The sequence below is a fragment of the Rhodospirillaceae bacterium genome, from assembly GCA_040219235.1.
In the GTDB taxonomy this organism is placed as follows: Bacteria; Pseudomonadota; Alphaproteobacteria; order Rhodospirillales; family Rhodospirillaceae; genus WLXB01.
The window spans coordinates 55,184-75,569 of record JAVJSV010000005.1; the positions used below are offsets into that span (position 1 = coordinate 55,184).

The 20,386-nt window shown below is 50.8% G+C and carries 21 protein-coding genes; 12 read left to right on the top strand and 9 right to left on the bottom strand.

The window, feature by feature from the left end:
• Together lysA and argH are read right to left on the bottom strand one after the other, a co-directional pair.
• Nucleotides 1–1,284, bottom strand: a complete 1,284-nt coding sequence (gene lysA, locus RIC29_01710) for a diaminopimelate decarboxylase (protein ID MEQ8733612.1) — start codon at nucleotides 1,282–1,284, stop codon at nucleotides 1–3.
• A gap of 154 nt (nucleotides 1,285–1,438) precedes the next feature.
• A complete protein-coding gene (argH, locus tag RIC29_01715; protein MEQ8733613.1) occupies nucleotides 1,439–2,833 on the bottom strand; it encodes an argininosuccinate lyase in 1,395 nt (464 codons plus the stop codon).
• Nucleotides 2,834–2,876: 43 nt separating this feature from the next.
• On the opposite strand from argH, the gene RIC29_01720 reads away from it, so the two are divergent.
• Complete coding sequence (locus RIC29_01720; protein ID MEQ8733614.1) at nucleotides 2,877–3,440, top strand: TlpA disulfide reductase family protein; 564 nt, start codon at nucleotides 2,877–2,879, stop codon at nucleotides 3,438–3,440.
• Here RIC29_01720 and RIC29_01725 read toward each other — a convergent pair.
• The 6 genes from RIC29_01725 to RIC29_01750 form a co-directional block, all read right to left on the bottom strand.
• Entirely contained in the window at nucleotides 3,437–4,117 is a 681-nt protein-coding gene (locus tag RIC29_01725; protein MEQ8733615.1) for a phosphatase PAP2 family protein, read from the bottom strand. The genes RIC29_01720 and RIC29_01725 overlap by 4 nt on opposite strands.
• A complete protein-coding gene (locus RIC29_01730) occupies nucleotides 4,117–5,745 on the bottom strand; it encodes a glycosyltransferase family 39 protein (GenBank protein MEQ8733616.1) in 1,629 nt (542 codons plus the stop codon). The genes RIC29_01725 and RIC29_01730 overlap by 1 nt, the downstream gene beginning before the upstream one ends.
• Before the next feature lie 109 nt (nucleotides 5,746–5,854).
• Complete coding sequence (locus RIC29_01735; protein ID MEQ8733617.1) at nucleotides 5,855–6,796, bottom strand: 3-hydroxybutyryl-CoA dehydrogenase; 942 nt, start codon at nucleotides 6,794–6,796, stop codon at nucleotides 5,855–5,857.
• A 26-nt stretch (nucleotides 6,797–6,822) separates the two neighbouring features.
• On the bottom strand, nucleotides 6,823–7,752 hold the full coding sequence (locus RIC29_01740; GenBank protein ID MEQ8733618.1) for an FAD-binding protein: 930 nt from the start codon (nucleotides 7,750–7,752) through the stop codon (nucleotides 6,823–6,825).
• Nucleotides 7,749–8,501 carry an electron transfer flavoprotein subunit beta/FixA family protein gene (locus RIC29_01745; protein MEQ8733619.1) on the bottom strand — a complete coding sequence of 251 codons (753 nt, stop codon included), beginning with the start codon at nucleotides 8,499–8,501 and terminating at the stop codon, nucleotides 7,749–7,751. The genes RIC29_01740 and RIC29_01745 overlap by 4 nt, the downstream gene beginning before the upstream one ends.
• A 226-nt stretch (nucleotides 8,502–8,727) precedes the next feature.
• The gene (locus tag RIC29_01750) at nucleotides 8,728–9,309 is read right to left on the bottom strand and encodes a cob(I)yrinic acid a,c-diamide adenosyltransferase (protein MEQ8733620.1); all 582 of its coding nucleotides are present in this window, start codon (nucleotides 9,307–9,309) and stop codon (nucleotides 8,728–8,730) included.
• Between the two features lie 123 nt (nucleotides 9,310–9,432).
• Here RIC29_01750 and lptG point away from each other — a divergent pair, with 123 nt between their 5' ends.
• The 8 genes from lptG (at nucleotide 9,433) to RIC29_01790 (ending at nucleotide 16,591) form a co-directional block, all read left to right on the top strand.
• The gene (gene lptG, locus RIC29_01755; GenBank protein ID MEQ8733621.1) at nucleotides 9,433–10,539 is read left to right on the top strand and encodes an LPS export ABC transporter permease LptG; all 1,107 of its coding nucleotides are present in this window, start codon (nucleotides 9,433–9,435) and stop codon (nucleotides 10,537–10,539) included.
• 5 nt (nucleotides 10,540–10,544) lie between these two features.
• Entirely contained in the window at nucleotides 10,545–12,059 is a 1,515-nt protein-coding gene (locus RIC29_01760) for a glycosyltransferase family 39 protein (GenBank protein ID MEQ8733622.1), read from the top strand.
• A complete protein-coding gene (locus RIC29_01765; protein MEQ8733623.1) occupies nucleotides 12,056–12,754 on the top strand; it encodes a phosphatase PAP2 family protein in 699 nt (232 codons plus the stop codon). Before RIC29_01760 ends, RIC29_01765 begins: the two co-directional genes overlap by 4 nt.
• 106 nt (nucleotides 12,755–12,860) lie before the next feature.
• The gene (locus RIC29_01770; protein MEQ8733624.1) at nucleotides 12,861–13,193 is read left to right on the top strand and encodes a hypothetical protein; all 333 of its coding nucleotides are present in this window, start codon (nucleotides 12,861–12,863) and stop codon (nucleotides 13,191–13,193) included.
• A 102-nt stretch (nucleotides 13,194–13,295) separates the two neighbouring features.
• On the top strand, nucleotides 13,296–14,093 hold the full coding sequence (locus RIC29_01775; protein ID MEQ8733625.1) for an alpha/beta fold hydrolase: 798 nt from the start codon (nucleotides 13,296–13,298) through the stop codon (nucleotides 14,091–14,093).
• Between the two features lie 37 nt (nucleotides 14,094–14,130).
• Nucleotides 14,131–14,919 carry an alpha/beta hydrolase gene (locus RIC29_01780; GenBank protein ID MEQ8733626.1) on the top strand — a complete coding sequence of 263 codons (789 nt, stop codon included), beginning with the start codon at nucleotides 14,131–14,133 and terminating at the stop codon, nucleotides 14,917–14,919.
• Between the two features lie 74 nt (nucleotides 14,920–14,993).
• Nucleotides 14,994–16,070: a type III polyketide synthase gene (locus RIC29_01785; GenBank protein MEQ8733627.1), complete on the top strand. Its 1,077-nt coding sequence runs from the start codon at nucleotides 14,994–14,996 to the stop codon at nucleotides 16,068–16,070.
• 11 nt (nucleotides 16,071–16,081) lie between these two features.
• Nucleotides 16,082–16,591 (top strand): isoprenylcysteine carboxylmethyltransferase family protein, encoded by a 510-nt coding sequence (locus RIC29_01790; GenBank protein ID MEQ8733628.1) that lies wholly within the window; start codon nucleotides 16,082–16,084, stop codon nucleotides 16,589–16,591.
• A gap of 16 nt (nucleotides 16,592–16,607) precedes the next feature.
• Here RIC29_01790 and RIC29_01795 read toward each other — a convergent pair whose 3' ends face one another.
• Nucleotides 16,608–17,198 (bottom strand): RecX family transcriptional regulator, encoded by a 591-nt coding sequence (locus RIC29_01795; protein ID MEQ8733629.1) that lies wholly within the window; start codon nucleotides 17,196–17,198, stop codon nucleotides 16,608–16,610.
• 143 nt (nucleotides 17,199–17,341) lie between these two features.
• Between RIC29_01795 and RIC29_01800 the strand changes: the two genes are divergently transcribed.
• The 3 genes from RIC29_01800 (at nucleotide 17,342) to argF (ending at nucleotide 20,378) form a co-directional block, all read left to right on the top strand.
• On the top strand, nucleotides 17,342–18,082 hold the full coding sequence (locus tag RIC29_01800) for an ABC transporter permease (protein ID MEQ8733630.1): 741 nt from the start codon (nucleotides 17,342–17,344) through the stop codon (nucleotides 18,080–18,082).
• 207 nt (nucleotides 18,083–18,289) lie between these two features.
• Nucleotides 18,290–19,465, top strand: a complete 1,176-nt coding sequence (locus RIC29_01805) for an aspartate aminotransferase family protein (GenBank protein MEQ8733631.1) — start codon at nucleotides 18,290–18,292, stop codon at nucleotides 19,463–19,465.
• 13 nt (nucleotides 19,466–19,478) lie between these two features.
• The gene (gene argF, locus RIC29_01810) at nucleotides 19,479–20,378 is read left to right on the top strand and encodes an ornithine carbamoyltransferase (protein MEQ8733632.1); all 900 of its coding nucleotides are present in this window, start codon (nucleotides 19,479–19,481) and stop codon (nucleotides 20,376–20,378) included.
• Nucleotides 20,379–20,386: the final 8 nt, after the last annotated feature.

The following is a 20,386-nucleotide window of genomic DNA, read 5'->3' on the forward strand; positions in this document are numbered from 1 at the left end:
TTAAACTCTGGAATTCTCCGTTGCCCAGTCCGGGAGACTCTCCAAAGCCCAGAGGTCTTCGACGGGCGGACGGCGGCGGACCACCGCAAACTCTGCCTCTTTGACCAGCACTTCGGGAACAAGAGGTCTGGCATTATAAGTCGATGACATGACAGCGCCATATGCGCCAGCAGTCGTGAAGGCGATGAGGTCCCCTTCGTTTGGCAGCGATAAACGAGTGTCGCGGACGAATCGGTCTCCAGTTTCACAGATTGGCCCTACAATATCCATATTAGTAACAGGGGCTCCCGCCGATGGTTCAGTGACCGGCAGAACATCATGATGGGCATCGTACATGGCCGGTCGTATGAGGTCGTTCATGGCGGCGTCAACAATCACAAACTCTTTGGTTTCGCCGTGCTTAAGGTAAATGACTTTGGTAACCAGAATACCTGCGTTTGCTGCAATCACCCGACCGGGCTCGAATAGAATTTTACACCCCAAATCCCCAACGGTCCGGCGCACCACTTGGCCGTATTCTTCCGGGCTGGGGGGGGTGTCGTTGTCTCTCTTGTAAGGAACGCCAAGGCCGCCGCCCAGATCGACAGTGCGGATATCAATGCCCAGGTCCCGTAAATCCGTGACCAAGCCTGCGACTTTTGCAAAAGCTGCCTCGAAGGGGGCGAGGTTTGTGATTTGTGAGCCAATGTGGACCGCAACGCCACGGACATCGAGACCGGGCATAGCGTTGGCTAAGCTATAAAGTTTCGGCGCATCGTCCCAGGCCACGCCAAACTTATCTTCTTTTCGACCGGTTGAAATTTTGTCGTGGGTTTCTGCGTGAACGTCAGGATTAACCCGCAAGGCGATTGGTGCCCGCTTTCCCAATGCAACCGAGATGGTGTTGAGGTGGTTCAGTTCTGATTCTGATTCCACGTTAATTTGGCCAACACCATTCTCGACAGCAAAGGCCAACTCTTCTTCTGTTTTGCCAACGCCGGAGAACACAATTTTTTCTGCGGGGATACCGGCGGCGAGGGCGCGCTTAAATTCACCGCCAGACACCACGTCACAGCCTGCTCCAAGATCACCGAGCAATTTCAAAACAGCGAGATTGCCGTTTGCTTTTGCGGAAAAACACACCATGGTATCTAGCCCTGTTAGGGCATCGGTAAAGACACGATAGTGGCGGGTGAGCGTTGCTGATGAGTAACAGTAAAACGGTGTGCCCACCGCAGCCGCTATTTCAGGTATCGGAACGTCTTCTGCATGAAGAATACCGTCACGATATTGGAAGTGGTTCATGTGTTAAGCCTAGCTTCTTACTGGCGCGGATATTGTTTTGGATACTCCGATCCAGGTGGCGGAGTCAGCGCGCTTTTCTTGCCGCAAGCTGACAATCCTGTCGTGCAGAGTACGAGCATAAGAACGGTTAGGAGGGTAGACCCTTTAAGCCGGGTCATTTCTCGTCTCCCACCAAGAAACGTGTTCTGGCATTGTCGATTTGAGCTCTCACGTTAACCGGACTCGTACCGCCATAACTTGTTCGGCTGTTGACCGATGATTCTACGGATAAAATCCCAAGCGCATCTGCTGTCAGCCGTTCATCAACGGCAGCCAAATCCTCTGCCGTGAGGTCTTCCAGGTCACATTGTTTCGTCTCAGCGACTTTTACGACTTCGCCAGCAATGTGATGTGAGTCTCTGAAGGCAACGTCTTTCTCTCTGACCAACCAATCGGCAAGGTCTGTCGCGGTTGTATATCCGGCTCCTGCGGCCAGCCGCATGGCGTCTTCGTTGACGCGTATATCACCGATCATGCCTGTGGTGGCAGCGACACAAAGTTCCAAAGTATCGAACGTGTCGAAAACGGGTTCTTTATCTTCCTGCATATCTTTCGAATAGGTCAGCGGCAGCCCTTTGACGACCATCAGCAGGCCGTTCATGGCGCCAACCACTCGCCCGACTTTGCCGCGCACCAACTCCGCCGCATCCGGATTACGTTTTTGCGGCATCATTGAGCTGCCAGTCGAGAAAGCATCCGTAAAGGACACAAATCTAAACTGAGCACTGGCCCAGATGACCAATTCTTCAGCCAGTCGTGAAAGGTGTACAGACAGGATCGACGCTGTTGAAAGAAATTCGAGGGCGAAGTCTCTGTCTGATACAGCGTCCAGAGAGTTGGCCATGGGGCGTGCGAAATCGAGATCTTTGGCGGTGCGCTCTCTATCAAGCGGAAAAGAGGTTCCCGCCAGCGCGCCAGCACCAAGCGGACACTCGTTTAGCCGCCTTCTGGCGTCCTGGAAGCGGCCTCTGTCGCGCCCGATCATTTCAACATACGCCAGCAAATGATGACCAAAGGTGACGGGCTGAGCGGCCTGCAGATGCGTAAAGCCAGGCATGATCGTTTCGGCATGGGCTTCTGCTTTATCAATCAGAGCCGTCTGGAGACCTTTGAGTTGATCATCTAAAGTATCGATGGCTGACCGAACCCAAAGCCTGAAATCGGTCGCAACTTGGTCGTTCCTAGAGCGCGCTGTATGTAGGCGCCCGGCTGGCTCACCTATCAGCTGGCTCAGTCGGGCTTCGATATTCATGTGAATGTCTTCTAAGGAGCGCTTGAACGTGAAGCTTCCGTCGCTTATGTCTTTTTCAATCTTCAGAAGTCCGTCCATAATGGCGTTGCCATCTTCTTTGGACAGGATGCCTTGGGCAACAAGCATCGCGCAGTGCGCGCGGGAGCCCCTGATGTCCTGCTTGGCAAGGCGCTGATCGAAGTCGATCGACGCATTAATTGCTTCCATTATGTCAGACGGACCGCCGGAGAACCGACCGCCCCAAATCTGGCTGGTCATGAGTCACCTCTTGCCATACGTGGCAGTTTAGAAGGACGAGTAAATGCCGAAGGTCTCTAAAGTTTCGGTGCACAGCATCGCCGCACTTGCGCTAATGGCGGTGCTTACCATCGTGTCTGCGCCTATGTCCAGAGCCGCGGAGTCGGGAATTGACAAGTTAAAATGGCATGAGGAGCCGCTAGCCGCCCCTGAGACCGCTTTTCAAGACGGCAATGGCACAGATATTCGTCTCTCAGACTTCGTTGGGAAGGTCTTGGTGGTGAATTTGTGGGCGACATGGTGTGCGCCGTGTATTCGCGAAATGCCGACTCTTGATACTCTGGAAGCTGACTTAGGTGGTGATGGGTTTCATGTGATTGCCTTATCCCAGGACCGTGAGGGGGCCCGAGTTGCTCAGCCGTTTATTGAAAAAAACGGTTGGTCAAACCTGGATCTTTATGTGTCTGACGGCAGCACGTTTGCTCGTGAAGCTCAGGTCCGGGGGTTACCAACGACCCTTATTATTGGATCCGACGGTCGCGAAGTTGCCAGATTAGAGGGAACGGCTGAATGGGATGCTCCTGAGTTCAGAGCTCTTTTTGTTCAAATGATGAGCCCAAAAGACTAGTGCTGATTTAACTGGATCGACTGACCATTTCGTTCAAACCAGCGTCGCAGCAACACGGCGACCGCCACGCTAATGAATCCACTCATGATCACATCGCTTACGAAATGCACAGCGGTCAAAAAACGGCTCATGCTGACGGTAAGGGCGACTGCTATATAAGCAGGCGTGTAGCGCGGAGTCAGAAAAGACAATGCGACCATGGCAGACCAGATGGATTGCGCATGGCCCGATGGAAAGCTGGCCATTTTCAGAGCAACCCCAAATGGCTCAAACCCGAAGATGTTGTCATTGAACAAGTAGCGTGGCCGATACCGACCCGTAATGAGCTTCAGGGCATTAATCACGACTGCGGCAGTTGCCATTGAAATGATCATAAAGCCCCACGATCTGGCATGTCTCTTGAGTGTTAAAACGGTTTCGGCGTTCTTAGCGCTGCGGGCTAAGACGAGACAGGCCGCTATACCAATGAAGGCGATGCTAAACCAGATTGCACTGTTGGCGGCTTCAGTGATGTCACCCATAAGAGTATGGATGCTTCTGTCTAATTGTTCTTCAAAGTACCACGCTAAGGGCTTGTCCCAAAAGAGGATGAAAGGCAGCGACACTGCCGTGACCCACAAAAACCAGAATCCCAAGCGTTTCAGGTCAGGGGATAAAAGTTTAAGTGCTGAACTCATTACGGTACTGCTAAGTCGGTGCTGCGAATAATTAAAAGCGTTTCTGATCTGCCTTTTGAATAGTTGTAGCCAGCTATGCTGTCTAGGGGAACAAGCTCTCTTTGATTTGCGAATAAAGCTTCGGTCATCAGGTCGCGTTGAGAGCTCGAAATGACGGCTAGGGCGTCTTGCCTATTTGTAAGTTGATCAGCCGCACTGTCGACGTTCGTGATAATTGTGTTGGTGCCAAGCAAAAATACAGCCGAAGGCTCTTGAAAGTGAGTCAGCACGACAGGATCGCGGCTGCCGTGGCGGTGCTGTGCAATCACCTTTGCAATGCGCGGACTTAAAGCAAGGTCAGTTAAGTTAGGCAGAATGCCACCAAACAGCAGACCGCTGGTGACAATTGCGGTAACAGGCACAAGAAGAAGCTTTTCGGTTTTATGACTCCACAAGGCATATAGAATACTCAGCAGACAGGCTGCAAAGACCACTGTAATGGCGATTGAGCCCGAATAAGTCGCCGACGCCCATAGGCAGCCGCCAACGAGGAGGACCGTCACAATCGCCCAGAGTGCAGATCCCCAGCGCGCTGTCTTGGTCGTGCTGTTGGACATTGCCCCAGCGACGGCCAGGGCAAGTGCGGGCACGATGGGCAGGATGTAATGCGGGAGTTTGGTCGGCACCAGTTCAAACATCAGCCAGGTCGCTCCGGCCCAGGCGAGAGCGAAACGGATAGCCGGCGTATGGCGCTGTCGCCACGCTAAAACCAGTCCTGGAAGAATAATCAAGGATGCGGGCCAAAGCGTTATGGGCGACAAAAGTAAATGCATACCTGGGAATGCGCCGTGTCCCTCTGAGCCGCCAATGAGCTTCGGGAAGAAGTCTTCGGATAGAGACGTTAGGATAACGTTCCCATCTCCACTCATTGACGCAGCAATTGTCCAAGGCAGAATGAATGTCGCCGCGAATAAAAAACCAAATAGTGGGTGTGTGTTGCGGAGCCATCTGAAATTTTTATCAGCTGCGGACAACGCAAGGGCTGTGGCTAGCACAATCGCTACGATCACTGGGCCTTTAATCAGCAGTCCTGCGCCGATGCCGCCCCATAGCAAAAAGAATGCACTTATTCTTGGTCTGCATTCGATTGTCGCCTGATAATACTGCGCTAGCCCCATATGCGCGAGGACAACTGTGAGCAGAAGGGTGGCGTCTGTCTTGGCGAGATGCGCTTCAACGATCATGAGTAAAGTGCAAGCGGTTAGGCTGGCTGCGATCAGCCCGGCCCGCATTCCATTAGGACCCTTAAAGAGTTTGCATCCGAGCAAGAATACACAGATCACGGCGAGCCAAGACGAGATGGCAGACGGGACTCTATACATCCACGCTGTATTCTGTTGCGTCTCTGCAAAAATCTTCACCGATGCATATTGTAGCCAGTGAATGCCCACTGGTTTTTTAGTGCGAGGCTCCTCCTGGAAACGGATGTTGATCAGATCGCCAGTTTCCAACATCTGCTTTGTTGCCTGCATAAAGCGGGCTTCGTCTCTGTCTGTCGGAGGCACAGTGGAAATGCCGGGCAGAAACAAGGCCAAGCACAGCGCTGTCAGCAGAATATAAGGCCGTATGCCTAACGTTAAGTCCTGCACAGGTTGCCTGATCCCCTAGCTAAAATATCGGTCTAAAAACAAGAACGGCCTCCGTTGGAGCGGAGACCGTTCATAGTAAGCATGTACGCTTAGATATGCTGCATTTGAATTAGCGGGTTGGCACAGGCTCGTCGCCGGAATAATCGTAGAAGCCTTTGCCCGATTTACGGCCCAGCCAGCCTGCTTCAACGTATTTGACCAGAAGCGGGCAGGGGCGGTATTTAGAGTCAGCCAGCCCCTCATATAGGACAGACATAATCGACAGGCAGGTGTCGAGGCCAATAAAGTCAGCCAGTTCCAACGGGCCCATCGGATGGTTGGCCCCGAGCTTCATGGCTGTGTCGATGGCTGATACGGAACCAACACCCTCATACAAGGTGTAAATTCCTTCGTTAATCATAGGGATAAGAATGCGGTTAACGATAAAGGCCGGGAAGTCTTCAGATGAAACAGTCTGCTTGCCCAGTCTCTCTGCTACTCCGCGCACTGTTGAGAAGGTGTCTTCTGCTGTTGCAATGCCGCGAATAAGTTCGACCAGTTTCATCACTGGAACCGGGTTCATGAAGTGAAGGCCCATAAACCGTTCTGGACGATCAGTACCTGCGCCCAGTCTTGTGATTGAAATTGAAGACGTGTTCGAGCAGAGGATTGCATCACTTTTCAAAATCGGACAGATGTCTTTGAAGATTTTGTGTTTAACGTCTTCTCGCTCTGTTGCGGCTTCGATAACCAAATCAGCATCGGCCATGAATTCCAATGCTGAACCCGTTGTGATTTTGGCCAGCGCATCTTTTTTGGCTTCTTCAGTGACGCGACCTTTTGCTACTTGACGGGAGATATTATTATCTATGCCTGACAGCGCGTTCTTAAGTTGGTCTTCGCTGATATCAAAGACTTTAACATTGTACCCAGCCAGTGCGCTGACGTGTGCAATGCCGCTTCCCATTTGGCCAGCACCGATAATGCCAATGGTTTTGATTTCGTAATCAGATTTGGACACTCTGCTTTCATCCTTTCTGGCCTGCGAAGCACGGCCGCTATCATCGTTCATCTTGTTTTCCTTCAGAGGAGCTTAAATTAGAGAGCGTCAGAGAGTTGGGGAACCACATCGAACAAATCGCCTACCAGTCCATAGTCGGCGATCTGGAAAATGGGCGCTTCCTCGTCTTTGTTGATTGCGACAATAACTTTACTGTCTTTCATCCCGGCAAGGTGCTGGATCGCGCCAGAAATGCCGATGGCAATGTAGAGGTCAGGTGCGACAATTTTTCCGGTCTGACCAACCTGATAATCGTTGGGGACATATCCGGCATCTACAGCAGCCCGTGAGGCACCTACAGCAGCGCCAAGTTTGTCTGCAAGTGTTTCGATAATTGCGAAGTTCTCTGAACTACCGACGCCGCGGCCGCCGGAAATAACTATTCCTGCTGAGGTCAACTCAGGCCGCTCTGATTTCGATAATTCCTGACCTACAAATGTCGAAATTTTTGGGTCTTCTGCCGCTGAAACGCTTTCAATAGCTGCGGAGCCGCCTTCTGCCGCCGCTTTGTCGAAGGTTGAGCCGCGCACAGTAATCAGGACAGTTTTGTCTTTACTTTGTACGGTGGCCATTGCGTTGCCAGCGTAGATTGGGCGAATAAAGGTATCTGCTGAAACGACGGCTGAGATATCTGAGACCTGTGCAACGTCCAGCAGCGCAGAAACGCGTGGCATAAAATTTTTACCAAACGTTGTGGCCGGCGCCAGAATATGACTGTAATCGCCAGCCACACTTTTTACTAAGGCTGCCACAGGTTCGCCAAGTTGATGCTCGTATTGGGCATCATCAGCCACCTTGATTGCGCTTACGCCTGCAATCTTGGCCGCTTGCTCTGCAACCGCAGCGCAGTTTGATCCTGCAATCAGAATATGAATATCGCCACCGATCTGATTTGCGGCTGTTATTGTGGTCAGCGTTGAAGGTTTGAGGTCTTTGTTATCGTGTTCAGCTATGACAAGGCTGGTCATGAGATCACCTTCGCTTCGTTGCGGAGTTTGTCGACAAGCTCTGCGACATCGGCAACTTTAACGCCGCCAGATCGTTTTGCAGGCTCTTCCACTTTTAACGATATGATGCGTGGGGTTGTATCCACGCCCAGGTCTTCTGGCGTGATTGTATCGATAGGCTTTTTCTTGGCCTTCATGATGTTCGGAAGTGATGCATAGCGGGGTTCATTGAGGCGCAAGTCGGTCGTCACGACACACGGCATTGTGAGAGCGACGGTTTCCAATCCACCATCAACCTCTCGGGTGACTGTGGCCGTGCCGTCAGACAGTTCCACTTTTGACGCAAAAGTTCCTTGTGGCCATCCCAATAACGCAGCCAGCATTTGGCCAGTCTGATTGGCGTCATCGTCGATCGCCTGTTTCCCCACCACGACAAGATCAGGGCTTTCTTTCTCGACCAAAGCCTTGAGCAGTTTTGCGACCGCGAGCGGCTGCAATTCATCATCGGTGTGAACCAAAATCCCCCGATCTGCCCCCATGGCAAGCGCCGTGCGAATGGTTTCCTGACACTGTTGAACGCCCATACTAACGGCAACAATTTCTTCAACCGTTCCGGCTTCCTTGAGGCGAACGGCTTCTTCGACAGCAATCTCGTCAAAAGGGTTCATAGACATTTTGACGTTGGCGAGTTCAACGCCTGAATTATCCGCTTTAACGCGAACTTTGACGTTGTAATCGACCACTCGTTTGACGGCGACCAGGACCTTCATATTTTCGGTTCCGTTTATAATGGCGAAAAATTAAGCACCTTAGCGGCTAGTGTGGCTTTTTTAGCCACACTAGCCGCCCAAAAAGGGATAAAGACCTAATCCTTTGGCTGGGGTTAGTCAACGCCCAATTGTTGCATTGCAGCATGCTTTTAAAGGCTTAAAACCTAACAATTATAGAATTTTAAGCCTGCTTTATCGCGATATCGGCACCCTTGCAGGACTCAGTTCAACGTTCACCGCCCGGTCGCCAGAGAATGTCTCCACCTTCCGCCAGATTGACGACCCGTGCCATGACGAAAAGGAGGTCAGATAAGCGGTTTATGTACTTCATGGCAGCGGTATTTACGTGTTCTTCTGCCGCTAGAGCCGTCATCATGCGTTCTGTACGTCGCACGACCGTACGGGCGTGATGAAGGTGAGCCGCTGAGACTGTTCCGCTTGGCAATACAAAGGAGGTCAAAGGCGACAGAGATTCGTTGAGGTCATCAATATCAGTTTCTAAAGCCTCAATCTGGGCTTGAGTGATGCGTAAACATGTGCCGGGTTCTTCACCATCTTGTTCCGGAACACATAAGTCTGCGCCTAGATCGAACAGATCGTTTTGAATACGCAACAAGGTCGCAGCAATTTTAGGGTTTGAGCTACTTTTGTTGAGTTCGCTTAAAGCTATGCCTATCACCGCATTCGCTTCGTCAACGTCCCCATAGGCGGAGACACGCAACGCATGTTTTGGAAGGCGTGACCCATCCCCAATGCCTGTTTCACCCTCATCGCCGGTTCGCGTATAAATTTTATTGAGTTTGACCATCAGATTGACCCGATTTGGTTTGCCAAGGCCCGTGCGCGAGGTATGGGTTTTCTCACCCGTTCACGGGACATGAGATTTAACGTATGGTGAAGATATGTTCCTTTCGAAGATAGGCCAACACTCTTGAATAGGCTCTACCCCACTTTATCACTCTATATTGGCTGGCAGTTCATTGTCGCATTTGCGAGTGTGCTGCTGGTGGTGATGGGCTTGATCATGTTGTTTGACCTTATTGAGTTGGTGAGACGGTCTGTGACCGCTGAAGACTTGGGGTTGGGCATGCTGGTCGGGTTGGCGGCCCTGAAACTCCCGCATACGCTTCAGGATGTTCTGCCATTTGCTGTGATGATTGGTATGATGTTCGCCCTGTTTAGATTGGCGCGCAATTCCGAGTTGGTTGTCATGCGATCTGCCGGTGTTTCGGTTTGGCAGTTTTTAGCGCCTACTTTGTTTCTTGTTGCGGCAATGGGTGTTTTCAACCTCATGGTCGTTAATCCGTTTTCTGCAAGTTTGTATCAAACCTATGAGCAGCTTAAGGATGAGTTATTTTTTAAACGTTCCAACACTCTTAATATTGGTGTGGGAGGGTTATGGCTGAGAGAAAGTTCAGATGATAAGCAAGCGGTGGTGCATGCCCGCAGTGTTCGCCAAGACGGGAGCGTTCTATTCATCACCGAGGTGAGCCTTTTTGAACTGGACAAGACGGATCGCTTCGTGCGCCGGTTTGAGGCAAAAAAAGGTCAGCTGCTTGAGGGTTTTTTCAGGTTAGACGAAGTCTGGGAGAGTGCCCCGGGCGTTAGTTCTGTCTTTCATACAGAACTCTTCCTCCCCACGACCATTTCTATTGATCAAGTTCAGGAGAGTTTCGCGGCGCCGGAAACAATGTCTTTTTGGGAGTTGCCCCAGTTTATCAAGTTTTCTGAAGATGCCGGATTTGCTACCCGTCCGCATCGTTTGTATTGGCATTCTCTTTTAGCATCCCCCTTTATGTTCTGCGCCATGATTCTGGTTGCTTCAGCCTTCTACTTAACCACAAACAATCGTCTTGGGGGGTGGACGCGTCGCGGGCTTGCAGGCTTGGGCGCAGGGTTCATGTTGTATTTTTTTTCTAGACTTACCTATGCGCTGGGATTGTCAGCCATTTTACCGCTTCCATTGGCGGCATGGGCACCCACAGCTGTTGCCGCTCTCCTTGGTACAACCTATTTGTTTCACCGCGAAGACGGCTAACGCCTATGACACCACAGCCAACAGCGGATGAAAATCATCCGACTTGGGCAACAATCGCGTTTGCGGTTGTTCTTGCCGTCACGTTGTTTCGCGTGCTTGTCATTTTTTCCTCTTCCATCCCTCTCTTTTTTGACGAGGCCCAATATTGGACTTGGGCTCAGGACCTTGCGTTTGGGTATTTTTCTAAACCCCCAGTGATTGCCTGGGCAATTGCGGGGACGACTGCTGTGTGTGGAGACGGAGAGGGTTGCATAAGAATGGCGGCCCCTGTGGTGCATGGCGCAACGGCTATGGTTGTGTTTGCGATTGGTCAGGCGTTGTACTCCGGTCGGTCGGGGTTTTGGGCAGCGGTGACCTACGTAACGCTTCCTGGTGTTAGCCTGTCGGCTGTCATCATCTCGACAGACGTCTTTCTGTTGTTTTTGTGGTCTTTGGCCTTCTTGGCTTTTATCAAAGCTGAAGTGTCTAATTCTTGGAAATGGTGGCTGTTGCTCGGAGTGGCGCTCGGCTTCGGACTTCTTAGCAAGTACGCCATGGTCTTCTTTTTTCTGAGTTTTGTTGTCCTTGCCATTATCCGCAAGCCCTATTCGCAAAAGGAGGTGGGCGTGTTCTGGAGGCGGCCTGTTTTTTGGACGGCAGCTGCAATCGGACTTCTCATTTACGCCCCGAATCTATGGTGGAATTGGTCTAATGGATTTCCCAGTTATCTGCACACGGGAGAGAACATCAACATTGGGGAAGATCTTGTTAATCCTCTTAAAGCCTTAGAGTTTCTGGCTAGCCAGCTTGGTGTGTTTGGGCCAATACTATTCGTGGCTTTTATCGTGCTGGTTTTGCGTTTGGTTATGAAGACGCGGTCTGGTCATGAAATCTCCGACTCCCAAAGGCTTCTGTTGGCGTTTTCTCTGCCCGTTATAACTTTAATCGTTGTCGAGGCATTTTTAACCCGCGCACATGCCAACTGGGCAGCGACTGCGTATATTGCAGCTACCGTGTTTGTGGTGGGTGAACTACTACACGTGCGAAAATTAAATCTGCTCAAGGGGTCTTTAGCACTGCACGTGCTGGCCGCGGCGGCATTCTATAACTTTGATTTAATTGTACGGGCTTTGGATATCTCTATTACACCTGATCTTGATCCAGCACGGCGCATGCGGGGGTGGGATCATGCAGGGGATTGGGTTGAGGGATTGCGCCGTGACCACCCAGAAGTAACTCTGTTGTTTGATGACCGAAAGGTTATGTCTGAACTCCTTTACTACGTTCAACCTCATCCGTTCGATTCTGTGATGTGGAATCCGAAAAATCAAAAGAACAATCATTACGAAATGACGACACGTATTGATGATTCTGTCGGCCAGAATTTTCTTTACATTATTCGACATGATCAGCCTGATTATGCAGCGACGTCATTTTCTGAGTCGCAGTTGATCGCGACGTTTAGATCCCGGGCTTATTCTGGTGATGTGTTGCGGTTAAACGCTTATCTCCTAAGTGATTTCCAAGGCTATGACAGATGACTGTTCCCGGCTTCAGTAAGGTTTGGGCGCATCCGTGGAAAACAGCTGTTGCCATGGCAGCTTTGCTGATTTTGTTTCCTATGATCGATATCTGGGCGAGCAGTTTGTTTTTTGATACTGCGACTTCCTTATGGGTTAAGCGAACCAATCTCATGCAGTTTGCGCGCAGTGGTGTTCCCCCCCTTATTATAGGCGCGCTATTGTTCAGTATTGCCTTGTGGACCGCTGGGCGGGCTTTAAAGCAATATATCTGGAGCCTAACAGGTCGAAAAATACTCTATCTTATTTTGACGCTGGCCTTGGGGCCGGGACTTATCGTTGAAAGTGTACTCAAAGTGTATGTCGGGCGGGCCCGTCCACGCGATATCATGGCTTTTGGTGGTCAAGATGTGTTTACACCAGCGCTATGGTTGTCTGATGCTTGCACGCGGAACTGTTCTTTCGTGTCTGGGCATGCGGCACTCGCTTTTTGGACAACGGCATTCGCCTTTCTAGTTCCTAAAGAAAGTCGGGCCGTTGTGTTTGTATCAGGTTTGGCTCTTGGGGCGCTGATGGGGATAACACGTATGGCTGAAGGAGCTCATTTTCTAAGTGATGTTGTATTTAGCGGCATAATTGTTGTTGGACTCAATATATGGCTCGCACATCGATTACTGCTTAAATCTGAAGAGGTAGAGGTGAAAAGTGGCGCTTAAGGGGCTGGTCACAAAACTCTCTGGTAAGCTCGCTGAGACTTTGACCCTAAAGTCAGCGAGAGAAACATGGTTGCCGAGTGGAGGCTCCTTTCCAAGACTCCTGCATATGGATCACGACGCAATTCAAGCCATGCCAGAGGGCGGGGGCCTGCTAGCATTTTGGCATGGAGGTGTTCGGCCACAGTGGGTTTTTGTCGGACACACAAAAGACCTGCGAAATACGCTGCTTCAAGCGCAATCACACCCTGATCTTATTTTATATGACCGTAATGAAGGTCTTTGGGTGTCCTGGGCGGTCTGCGACGCCGAAGATCGGCCAGCCGCCGTTATCTATCTCAACAATGAGCTTGAGCCTGCGTTGGGACCGCAGGCTATTGCAGGGGCAGGGGCAATCCCTGAAGATCAGGCACCTAAACCATTTCCATTACCTGTGGATTGAGTCTCTTGATTTCTAGCTGCGTAAAAATTTGCACATCCGCAAAACGAACACCATACCATTATTTTTATTTGGACAACTCAATCTGGCGCGTATGCTGACTTCATGAAGAAATATTACATTGATGGGCCTATGGGCCAAGTTCATGTGCGGGAATTTGGTGATCACCAGGCTCAGCCAATTGTGTTGCTGCATCAGACAGCGTGGTCATCTTTGCAGTTCAAGAATGCGATGCCGTATCTCGTGGAGCATGGTTTGAGGTGTATTGCCGTCGATACGCCGGGATTTGGCATGTCCGATGGACCGGATACACCACCAACAGTGCAGGATTACGCAGAGTCTTTGGCTGTGACGCTCGACGCTCTCAACATCGAGCAAACAATTATGTTGGGCCATCACACTGGCGCATCTATCGCGACAGCTTATGCGATCAATCATCCAGACAAGCTGGTGAAGCTGCTGTTGCATGGTGTACCAATCTATTCTGAAGAAGCCCGCGCTGAACGTCTCGCAAAGCCGCACTTTGATCAGACACCACGTGACGATGGAAGTCATTTGACAGACCGCTGGGCGTTGGCAAATTCAGTCTCAGGTGGTTCAGCAACGCCGGAGGCTATTCATTGGTCGCTGGTGCAGTTCTTTTGGGCTGGGCCTAAAGAGTGGTTCGGGCATCATGCCGCTTTTAAATATGACATGGAAAAAGATTATAAGTCTCTTGAGGTGCCGACTGTGGTTCTCTCCAATTCAGGCGATGTTCTCCATAAGAAAATGCCGTATTTGAGAGAGTTAAGACCCGATTTTAGGTACACCGAGATTGAAGGCGGTACATTTCATATCATTTTCGAAGAGGCCGAGCGTTGGTCGCGCTGGGTGGCTGAGCATGCGTTAGAGGGTAACGTATGACTGTTTATAAGTGCTGGTCTGCCAAGGAATTGTCTCTGTGAGGCCGCGTCGTGCCTACACCAATGGTCCGACTGGGCAGATTCACTATCAGGTGATAGGGGAAGGTGTTCCGCTTCTTTTGTCTCATCAATCACCGAGTTCTTCCAATATGTTTAACAAGGCGTATCCGTTTCTGGCAGCGCATGGCATTTGCGCTATTGGCATTGATACGCCAGGGTTCGGATGCTCTGATGTTCCTGCAAAGCGGCCTTCCGTTCAAGACTATGCAACTGCGTTTGCACCCGTTCTTGAGGCTCTTGGATTACAGTCAGCGCATGTATTGGGACATCACACGGGTGCAGCGAATGTGTGTGAGTTCGCCTATCAAAATCCGAAAAAGGTTAAGTCTGTTATTCTTAACGGCCCACCGGTCTTCAGCCAAGAGGAGCGAGAGTCACGTGTAAATGCCCCTGGTCCGATGACGATAGAAGCAGACGGGAGTCATCTGAAAAAGAGATGGAACGCACGCATGGCCGCGACCGAAGGATGGAGCGACCTCGAGGCTATGCATCGTAATGTTTTGCAGACGCTGTGGGCGGGGGAAACGTTCTGGTATGGTCATAAAGCGGCGTACGAGTATGACATCACAGAAGCTTTTATGGGGCTCAAAACGCCGACTCTGATTCTCACCAATACAGGGGATGACATTTATCACCTAAGTTGCCGTGCGAGAGACCTGAGGCCAGATATGGCTTTTATGGAGTTAGAGGGCGGCACCCATGATATTGTGGATGAACAGCCTGAGGCCTGGTCTAAAGCTGTGGCTGATTTCATCAAAGTTGCGTGAACAGCGGTTCTAAAAGACTCTTTTCACCCGAAAATGCATTCATAGCGCGTTGGCTCTGCTAGCCTGCAATGATTATGAGCACTTCATTTGCAACTCAGATCTATGCCGTCGGCACGGCCTACCCCCCTTACGTTATGCGTCAGGCAGAAGTACAAGCACAGGCCGCTAGGATTTTTGGTGAAGAGCCAGACTATTTTCGCAGAATGGCATCTGCCTATGGCAATGCTGGCGTTGAAACACGTCACTCTTGCGTTCCATTAGATTGGTATTTGGAATCTCATGGGTGGCCTGAGCGCACACAGCTCTACGAAGAAAATGCCACAACCTTATTGCAGGACGCAGGGCAGTCTTGCCTTAATCAGGCCGGTGTGGAGTCAAGTAATGTTGCGGCGACTGTGGTTGTGTCGAGCACCGGCGTTGTAACGCCAAGTTTAGATGTATTGATTCAGGAACCCTTGGGGTTGTTACCCAATACACAACGGCTTCCTATTTTTGGTTTAGGGTGCGCTGGCGGGGTGATCGGTCTCTCCAGGGCCGCTGCAGTGTCTCAAAGCCTTCCAGATCAATGGGTGCTTTTTCTTTGCGTGGAACTCTGTGGGCTGACGTTTCGCTCATCTGATCTTAGCAAAGCCAATTTTATCGGCACCGCAATCTTTGGCGACGGTGCCGCAGCGGTTTTGATTCGTACCGCGAGCTCGAGTCTAGACTCCGGAGTAGAACCAAAAGCTGAACTTCAAGGTTGGGCAGAGCACACATGGCCAAATACACGCGATGTTATGGGTTGGCGCGTTGAGGATGATGGTTTGGGAGTTGTGTTTTCACGCACCATTCCAAATCTTGTTAGTCAGAAGTTGCGGCCAGTTACGGATCATTTTCTGTCGAAATATGATCTCGATTTATCGGGCCTGGCAGGTGTGCTGTGTCATCCGGGCGGCGATAAAGTTTTGAGTGCCTTAGAGCACGCGTTTGATTTGGACCCGCAAGCACTCCAGCACGCTCGGGCTATTCTTAAAGCATACGGGAATATGTCTGCGGTTACGGTACTGGCGGTGCTCAAGCGCGCTTTAGACTCACAGGATAGGGGCCGACATATGATGACAGCTCTCGGCCCAGGCTTTACCGCCGCCTTTGCCCTGCTTAATTTGTACTGAGGCCGCACGCGATGGAGTGGGCAAGTTACTTAGTTTTAGCACTGGTTACAGCGCAACGCATCGGGGAGCTTTTTCTAGACCGATCTAATACGGCCGCATTGCTATTGCAGGGGGGCGAGGAGCATGGTGAGGAACACTATAAGTTTTTTCTCATACTCCATTCTGCCTGGTTGGTGAGTTTACTGATTTGGGTTGTTTTGACCGGCGCTGAACCAAACTGGGTTCTGTTAGGCTTATATATCGTGTTGCAGGCTGGCCGATTATGGGTGCTGCGGACGCTCGGGCGCTATTGGACTACACGCATTATTACTGTGTCTTCTTCCCCTCTTGTTATGTCTGGTCCCTATCGTTTCGTGCGTCATCCGAATTACGTGGTTGTTGTGTGTGAAATTGCCCTCCTGCCTCTCGTGTTCGACGGGTGGGAAATCGCCTTGGTATTCTCTGTTCTTAATGCTGCGCTGTTGCGTGTTCGTATACGTGCCGAAGATTCTGTTTTAGCAAGCCGCAAAAATAAAGCCTGATAAAGCTGCAGCGTTCCTATTCCATTTTGTCTTCATCAGTCGCATCAACAATTTTACGTGCCACGTCATAACGAAAACCGGCTCTTCCAAGTGCAGCGAGTTCTTTCTGTTTTTGCTCAGATGAGGGGGTCGTTGTCCGGTAAGGACCAAATCTTCGTCGTAGGGCATAAGCACGGGCCGCTTCCATATCCGGGTCTACGATGCTCTCAGATGCGATATCCAAAGCCCGTTTTATTGTCTCGTTGTCGAGACCTTTTGAGGAAAGATAAGCCTGTATTTTTCTCGGAGATTGCCCACGGCGTATTAAAGTCAACGTCTTGGCATTGGCGTATTCTTGATCGTCGATTGCGCCCGATCTTACTAAGGCATCGACGACTTCATTAATCCAGGTTTTCGCTTCCTCGAGGTTGGTATCATGATGGCGCGCGGCCTTCAGGGCTCGCCGATACAAAACGCGGCGTAAATTCTCAGCGTTGGTAGCGAACCGCTCCAGATGATAGAGGGCGATATTGCGCAACCGATCTTTAGTGATGTGACGCGGGACCTTACGTTCCGGTTTTCCGCTCTTTTCTTTGCTGTTGCCAGATTGATCCGCGTTTTTCGGCATGCACGGCCCCTTGATATCTTTAGTTGTGGAGCCTAAACCAACCGGTATCAAGAGGCACGAGGTGAGACGTGGCAGATATAACGAAAAACAGGCAATTCTCGATTCCCCTTCCGCGCGATGTAGGTGCGGTAAACTGGCGTGGCATGTGGGAACTCTACATGAAGGAGGTGCGGCGCTTTACCAAAGTCGCGACTCAAACAATTGCCGCCCCTATGGTCACTACTCTTTTATTTCTGATTATTTTTACGTTTGCTTTTGATCGCCCGCCAGTAGCCGGTGTGCCTTTTAACGATTTTCTGGTCCCAGGCCTAGTTATGATGGCCATTGTTCAAAATGCGTTTGCCAATACGTCATCATCCATTTTGGTTGCCAAAGTACAGGGCAATATCGTTGATGTCTTGATGCCACCGCTCAGTGCTATTGAGTTGACGGTCGCTTGGACACTTGGCGCTGTGACCCGCGGCCTTGTAGTTGGATTATCAGCGCTTTTTGCGATGGCCTTTTTTGCTGAGGTTCATGTTCACAGTCCATTTTTGATTGTCTACCATGCGTTGATGGGGGCCACGTTTATGGCGTGCGCAGGTATCATCGGTGCAGTCTGGGCCGATAAATTTGATCATATGGCTGCGGTGACCAACTTCATCATTACGCCGCTGACTTTTCTGTCTGGTACCTTTTATACCATTGACCGGTTGCCTGAGGGGCTTCGCTTCATCTGCCAATACAATCCGTTTTTTTATGCCATTGATGGCTTCCGGTACGGCTTCTTGGGGCAGGACTCAACCCAAGTCGGGCTTGGTATTGCAGTTACGGGGCTCACGGCTTTTGCCACCTTGACTGGGACTTATATGATCTTAAAGAGCGGCTACAAGCTGAAAGCCTAAATTTGCGGTTATCGGTATTTATGGCTCAAAGATTGACAACATAGGGTCTGCGACGATAAAACCGCAGAAATAGGGCGGTCTGAGGGTCGCCCTTCTGTTTTTCACGGGTTTGAAACGTGATCAATGGGCCATCGTTAAATGTTTGTGCCCCGCGGACCGATCAGTGCGCGGGGTGCTGTGTTTTAAACTTTATGTAAGGACCGTGTCATGTCGCCGCCGGCCGTAATGTCCACTTATGCAAGAACCGATCTCATGTTTGAGAGGGGAGAGGGCTCCTGGCTCATTGCATCTGACGGTCGACGCTTTCTCGATTTTAACAGTGGTATCGCGGTCAATGCACTAGGTCATGCACACCCACATTTGGTTGCAGCCTTGCAGGAACAGGCCGGAAAATTTTGGCACTGCTCAAATCTCTACCGGATTGATGGCCAAGAAAAGTTGGCTGCTCGTTTGGTCGGCCTGTCTTTTGCCGACACGGCGTTCTTCTGCAACTCTGGGGCTGAGGCTCTCGAGTGTGCGATCAAGATAGCCCGGCGACATCATCAGGCCGGCGGTGAACCGAACAGATATCGTGTGATTACAGCGAACAATGCTTTTCATGGCCGGACCCTAGCCACGATTGCTGCTGGCGGGCAAGCAAAGCATCTTGATGGTTTCGGACCGGTGATAGATGCATTTGACCACATTCCTTTTGGTAATTTGAACGAAGCCCGGGCTGCCGTGACTGCTGAAACGGCAGCGGTTTTGGTTGAGCCTATACAAGGAGAAGGCGGCTTGGCGGTTGCTACAGATGAATATCTGGCTGGGTTGCGCGCAATGGCCGATGAGTTTGGGTTGCTGCTGATCTATGATGAAGTGCAATGCGGCATGGGCCGCACAGGTGATTTGTTCGCCTACCAAAAATCGGGGATTGCACCAGACATTATGACGCTGGCCAAGGCACTTGGTGGTGGTTTCCCCGTTGGAGCCTGTTTAGCCACGGCTGATGCGGCAAAATATATGGCACCAGGAACCCATGGATCTACTTTTGGCGGAAATCCATTGGCTATGGCCGCAGCAAATGCGGTTCTGGATGTAATGACTGAGCCTGGCTTTTTGAGCCATGTATCAGAAGCGTCGCAGAAGTTGTTGTCCGGCCTGAACAATCTCATCACTGATTATCCAAGTGTTTTTGAAGAGGTTCGAGGGCGCGGCTTAATGCTGGGTCTAAAGTGCTGCGTTCCTAATAGTGATGTTGTGAACAGGCTTCTTGAGGAACACATGTTGACCGTTGTTGCGGGAGATAATGTTGTGCGCTTATTGCCTCCGTTAACCGTTTCTTTTGAGGAGATAGACTTGGCGTTGGCTAAGTTAACTTCTGCTGCTCAAGATTTGGCGACATAATATGGGCCAAGAAATGAAGCATTTTCTCGACTTAGATGTGATCGATAAGGAAACCCTTCGTCAGATTCTAAATCTTGGTACGTCTTTGAGACAAGATTTAATGAAGGGTAAGCAAACCAAGTCTCTCGCCGGTAAGACTCTTGCCATGATGTTTGAGAAACCATCCACCCGCACGCGTGTATCTTTTGAAGTGGGTATGCGGCAGCTTGGCGGAGAAGTCGTTGTGCTCCCGCAATCCGAAACCCAATTTGGTCACGGAGAGTCAATTGCCGACACAGCCCGCGTTTTATCGAGATTCGTAGATGCAATTATGTTGCGGACCGACGATCCGGCTAAGTTGGCTGAGTTGGCGCACCACGCAACCGTTCCTGTTATTAATGGCTTAACTGACTTGACCCATCCTTGCCAGCTCATGGCTGATGTGATGACCATTGAGCAACACCGAGGCCCCATCGCGGATCAAGTTGTGGCATGGACGGGGGATGGCAATAATGTTTCTAACAGTTTCATCCAGGCAGCAGCGCAGTTCGGCTTTAAGCTTCGGCTCGCTTGTCCAGACAGTCTAATGCCTGAGCGGACTATACTGAAATGGGCTTTAGAAGCTGGTGCGGATGTGCAAGTTACGGATGATCCAACAGAAGCTGTAGACCAGGCTGATTGTGTTGTGACCGATACCTGGGTGTCTATGCACGATGAGGCGGATGGTCGTGTTGAGGCTTTAACACCGTATCGTGTGACGCCTGATCTGATGAATCTCGCTAAATCGGATGCTATATTTATGCACTGTTTACCGGCCCATCGAGGAGACGAAGTCCTTGATGACGTGATTGACGGACGCTGGTCTGTTGTGTGGGATGAAGCCGAGAATCGGATGCACGCCCAAAAAGGTATCCTGATGTGGTGCCTTGGGTGAGGGCTTTT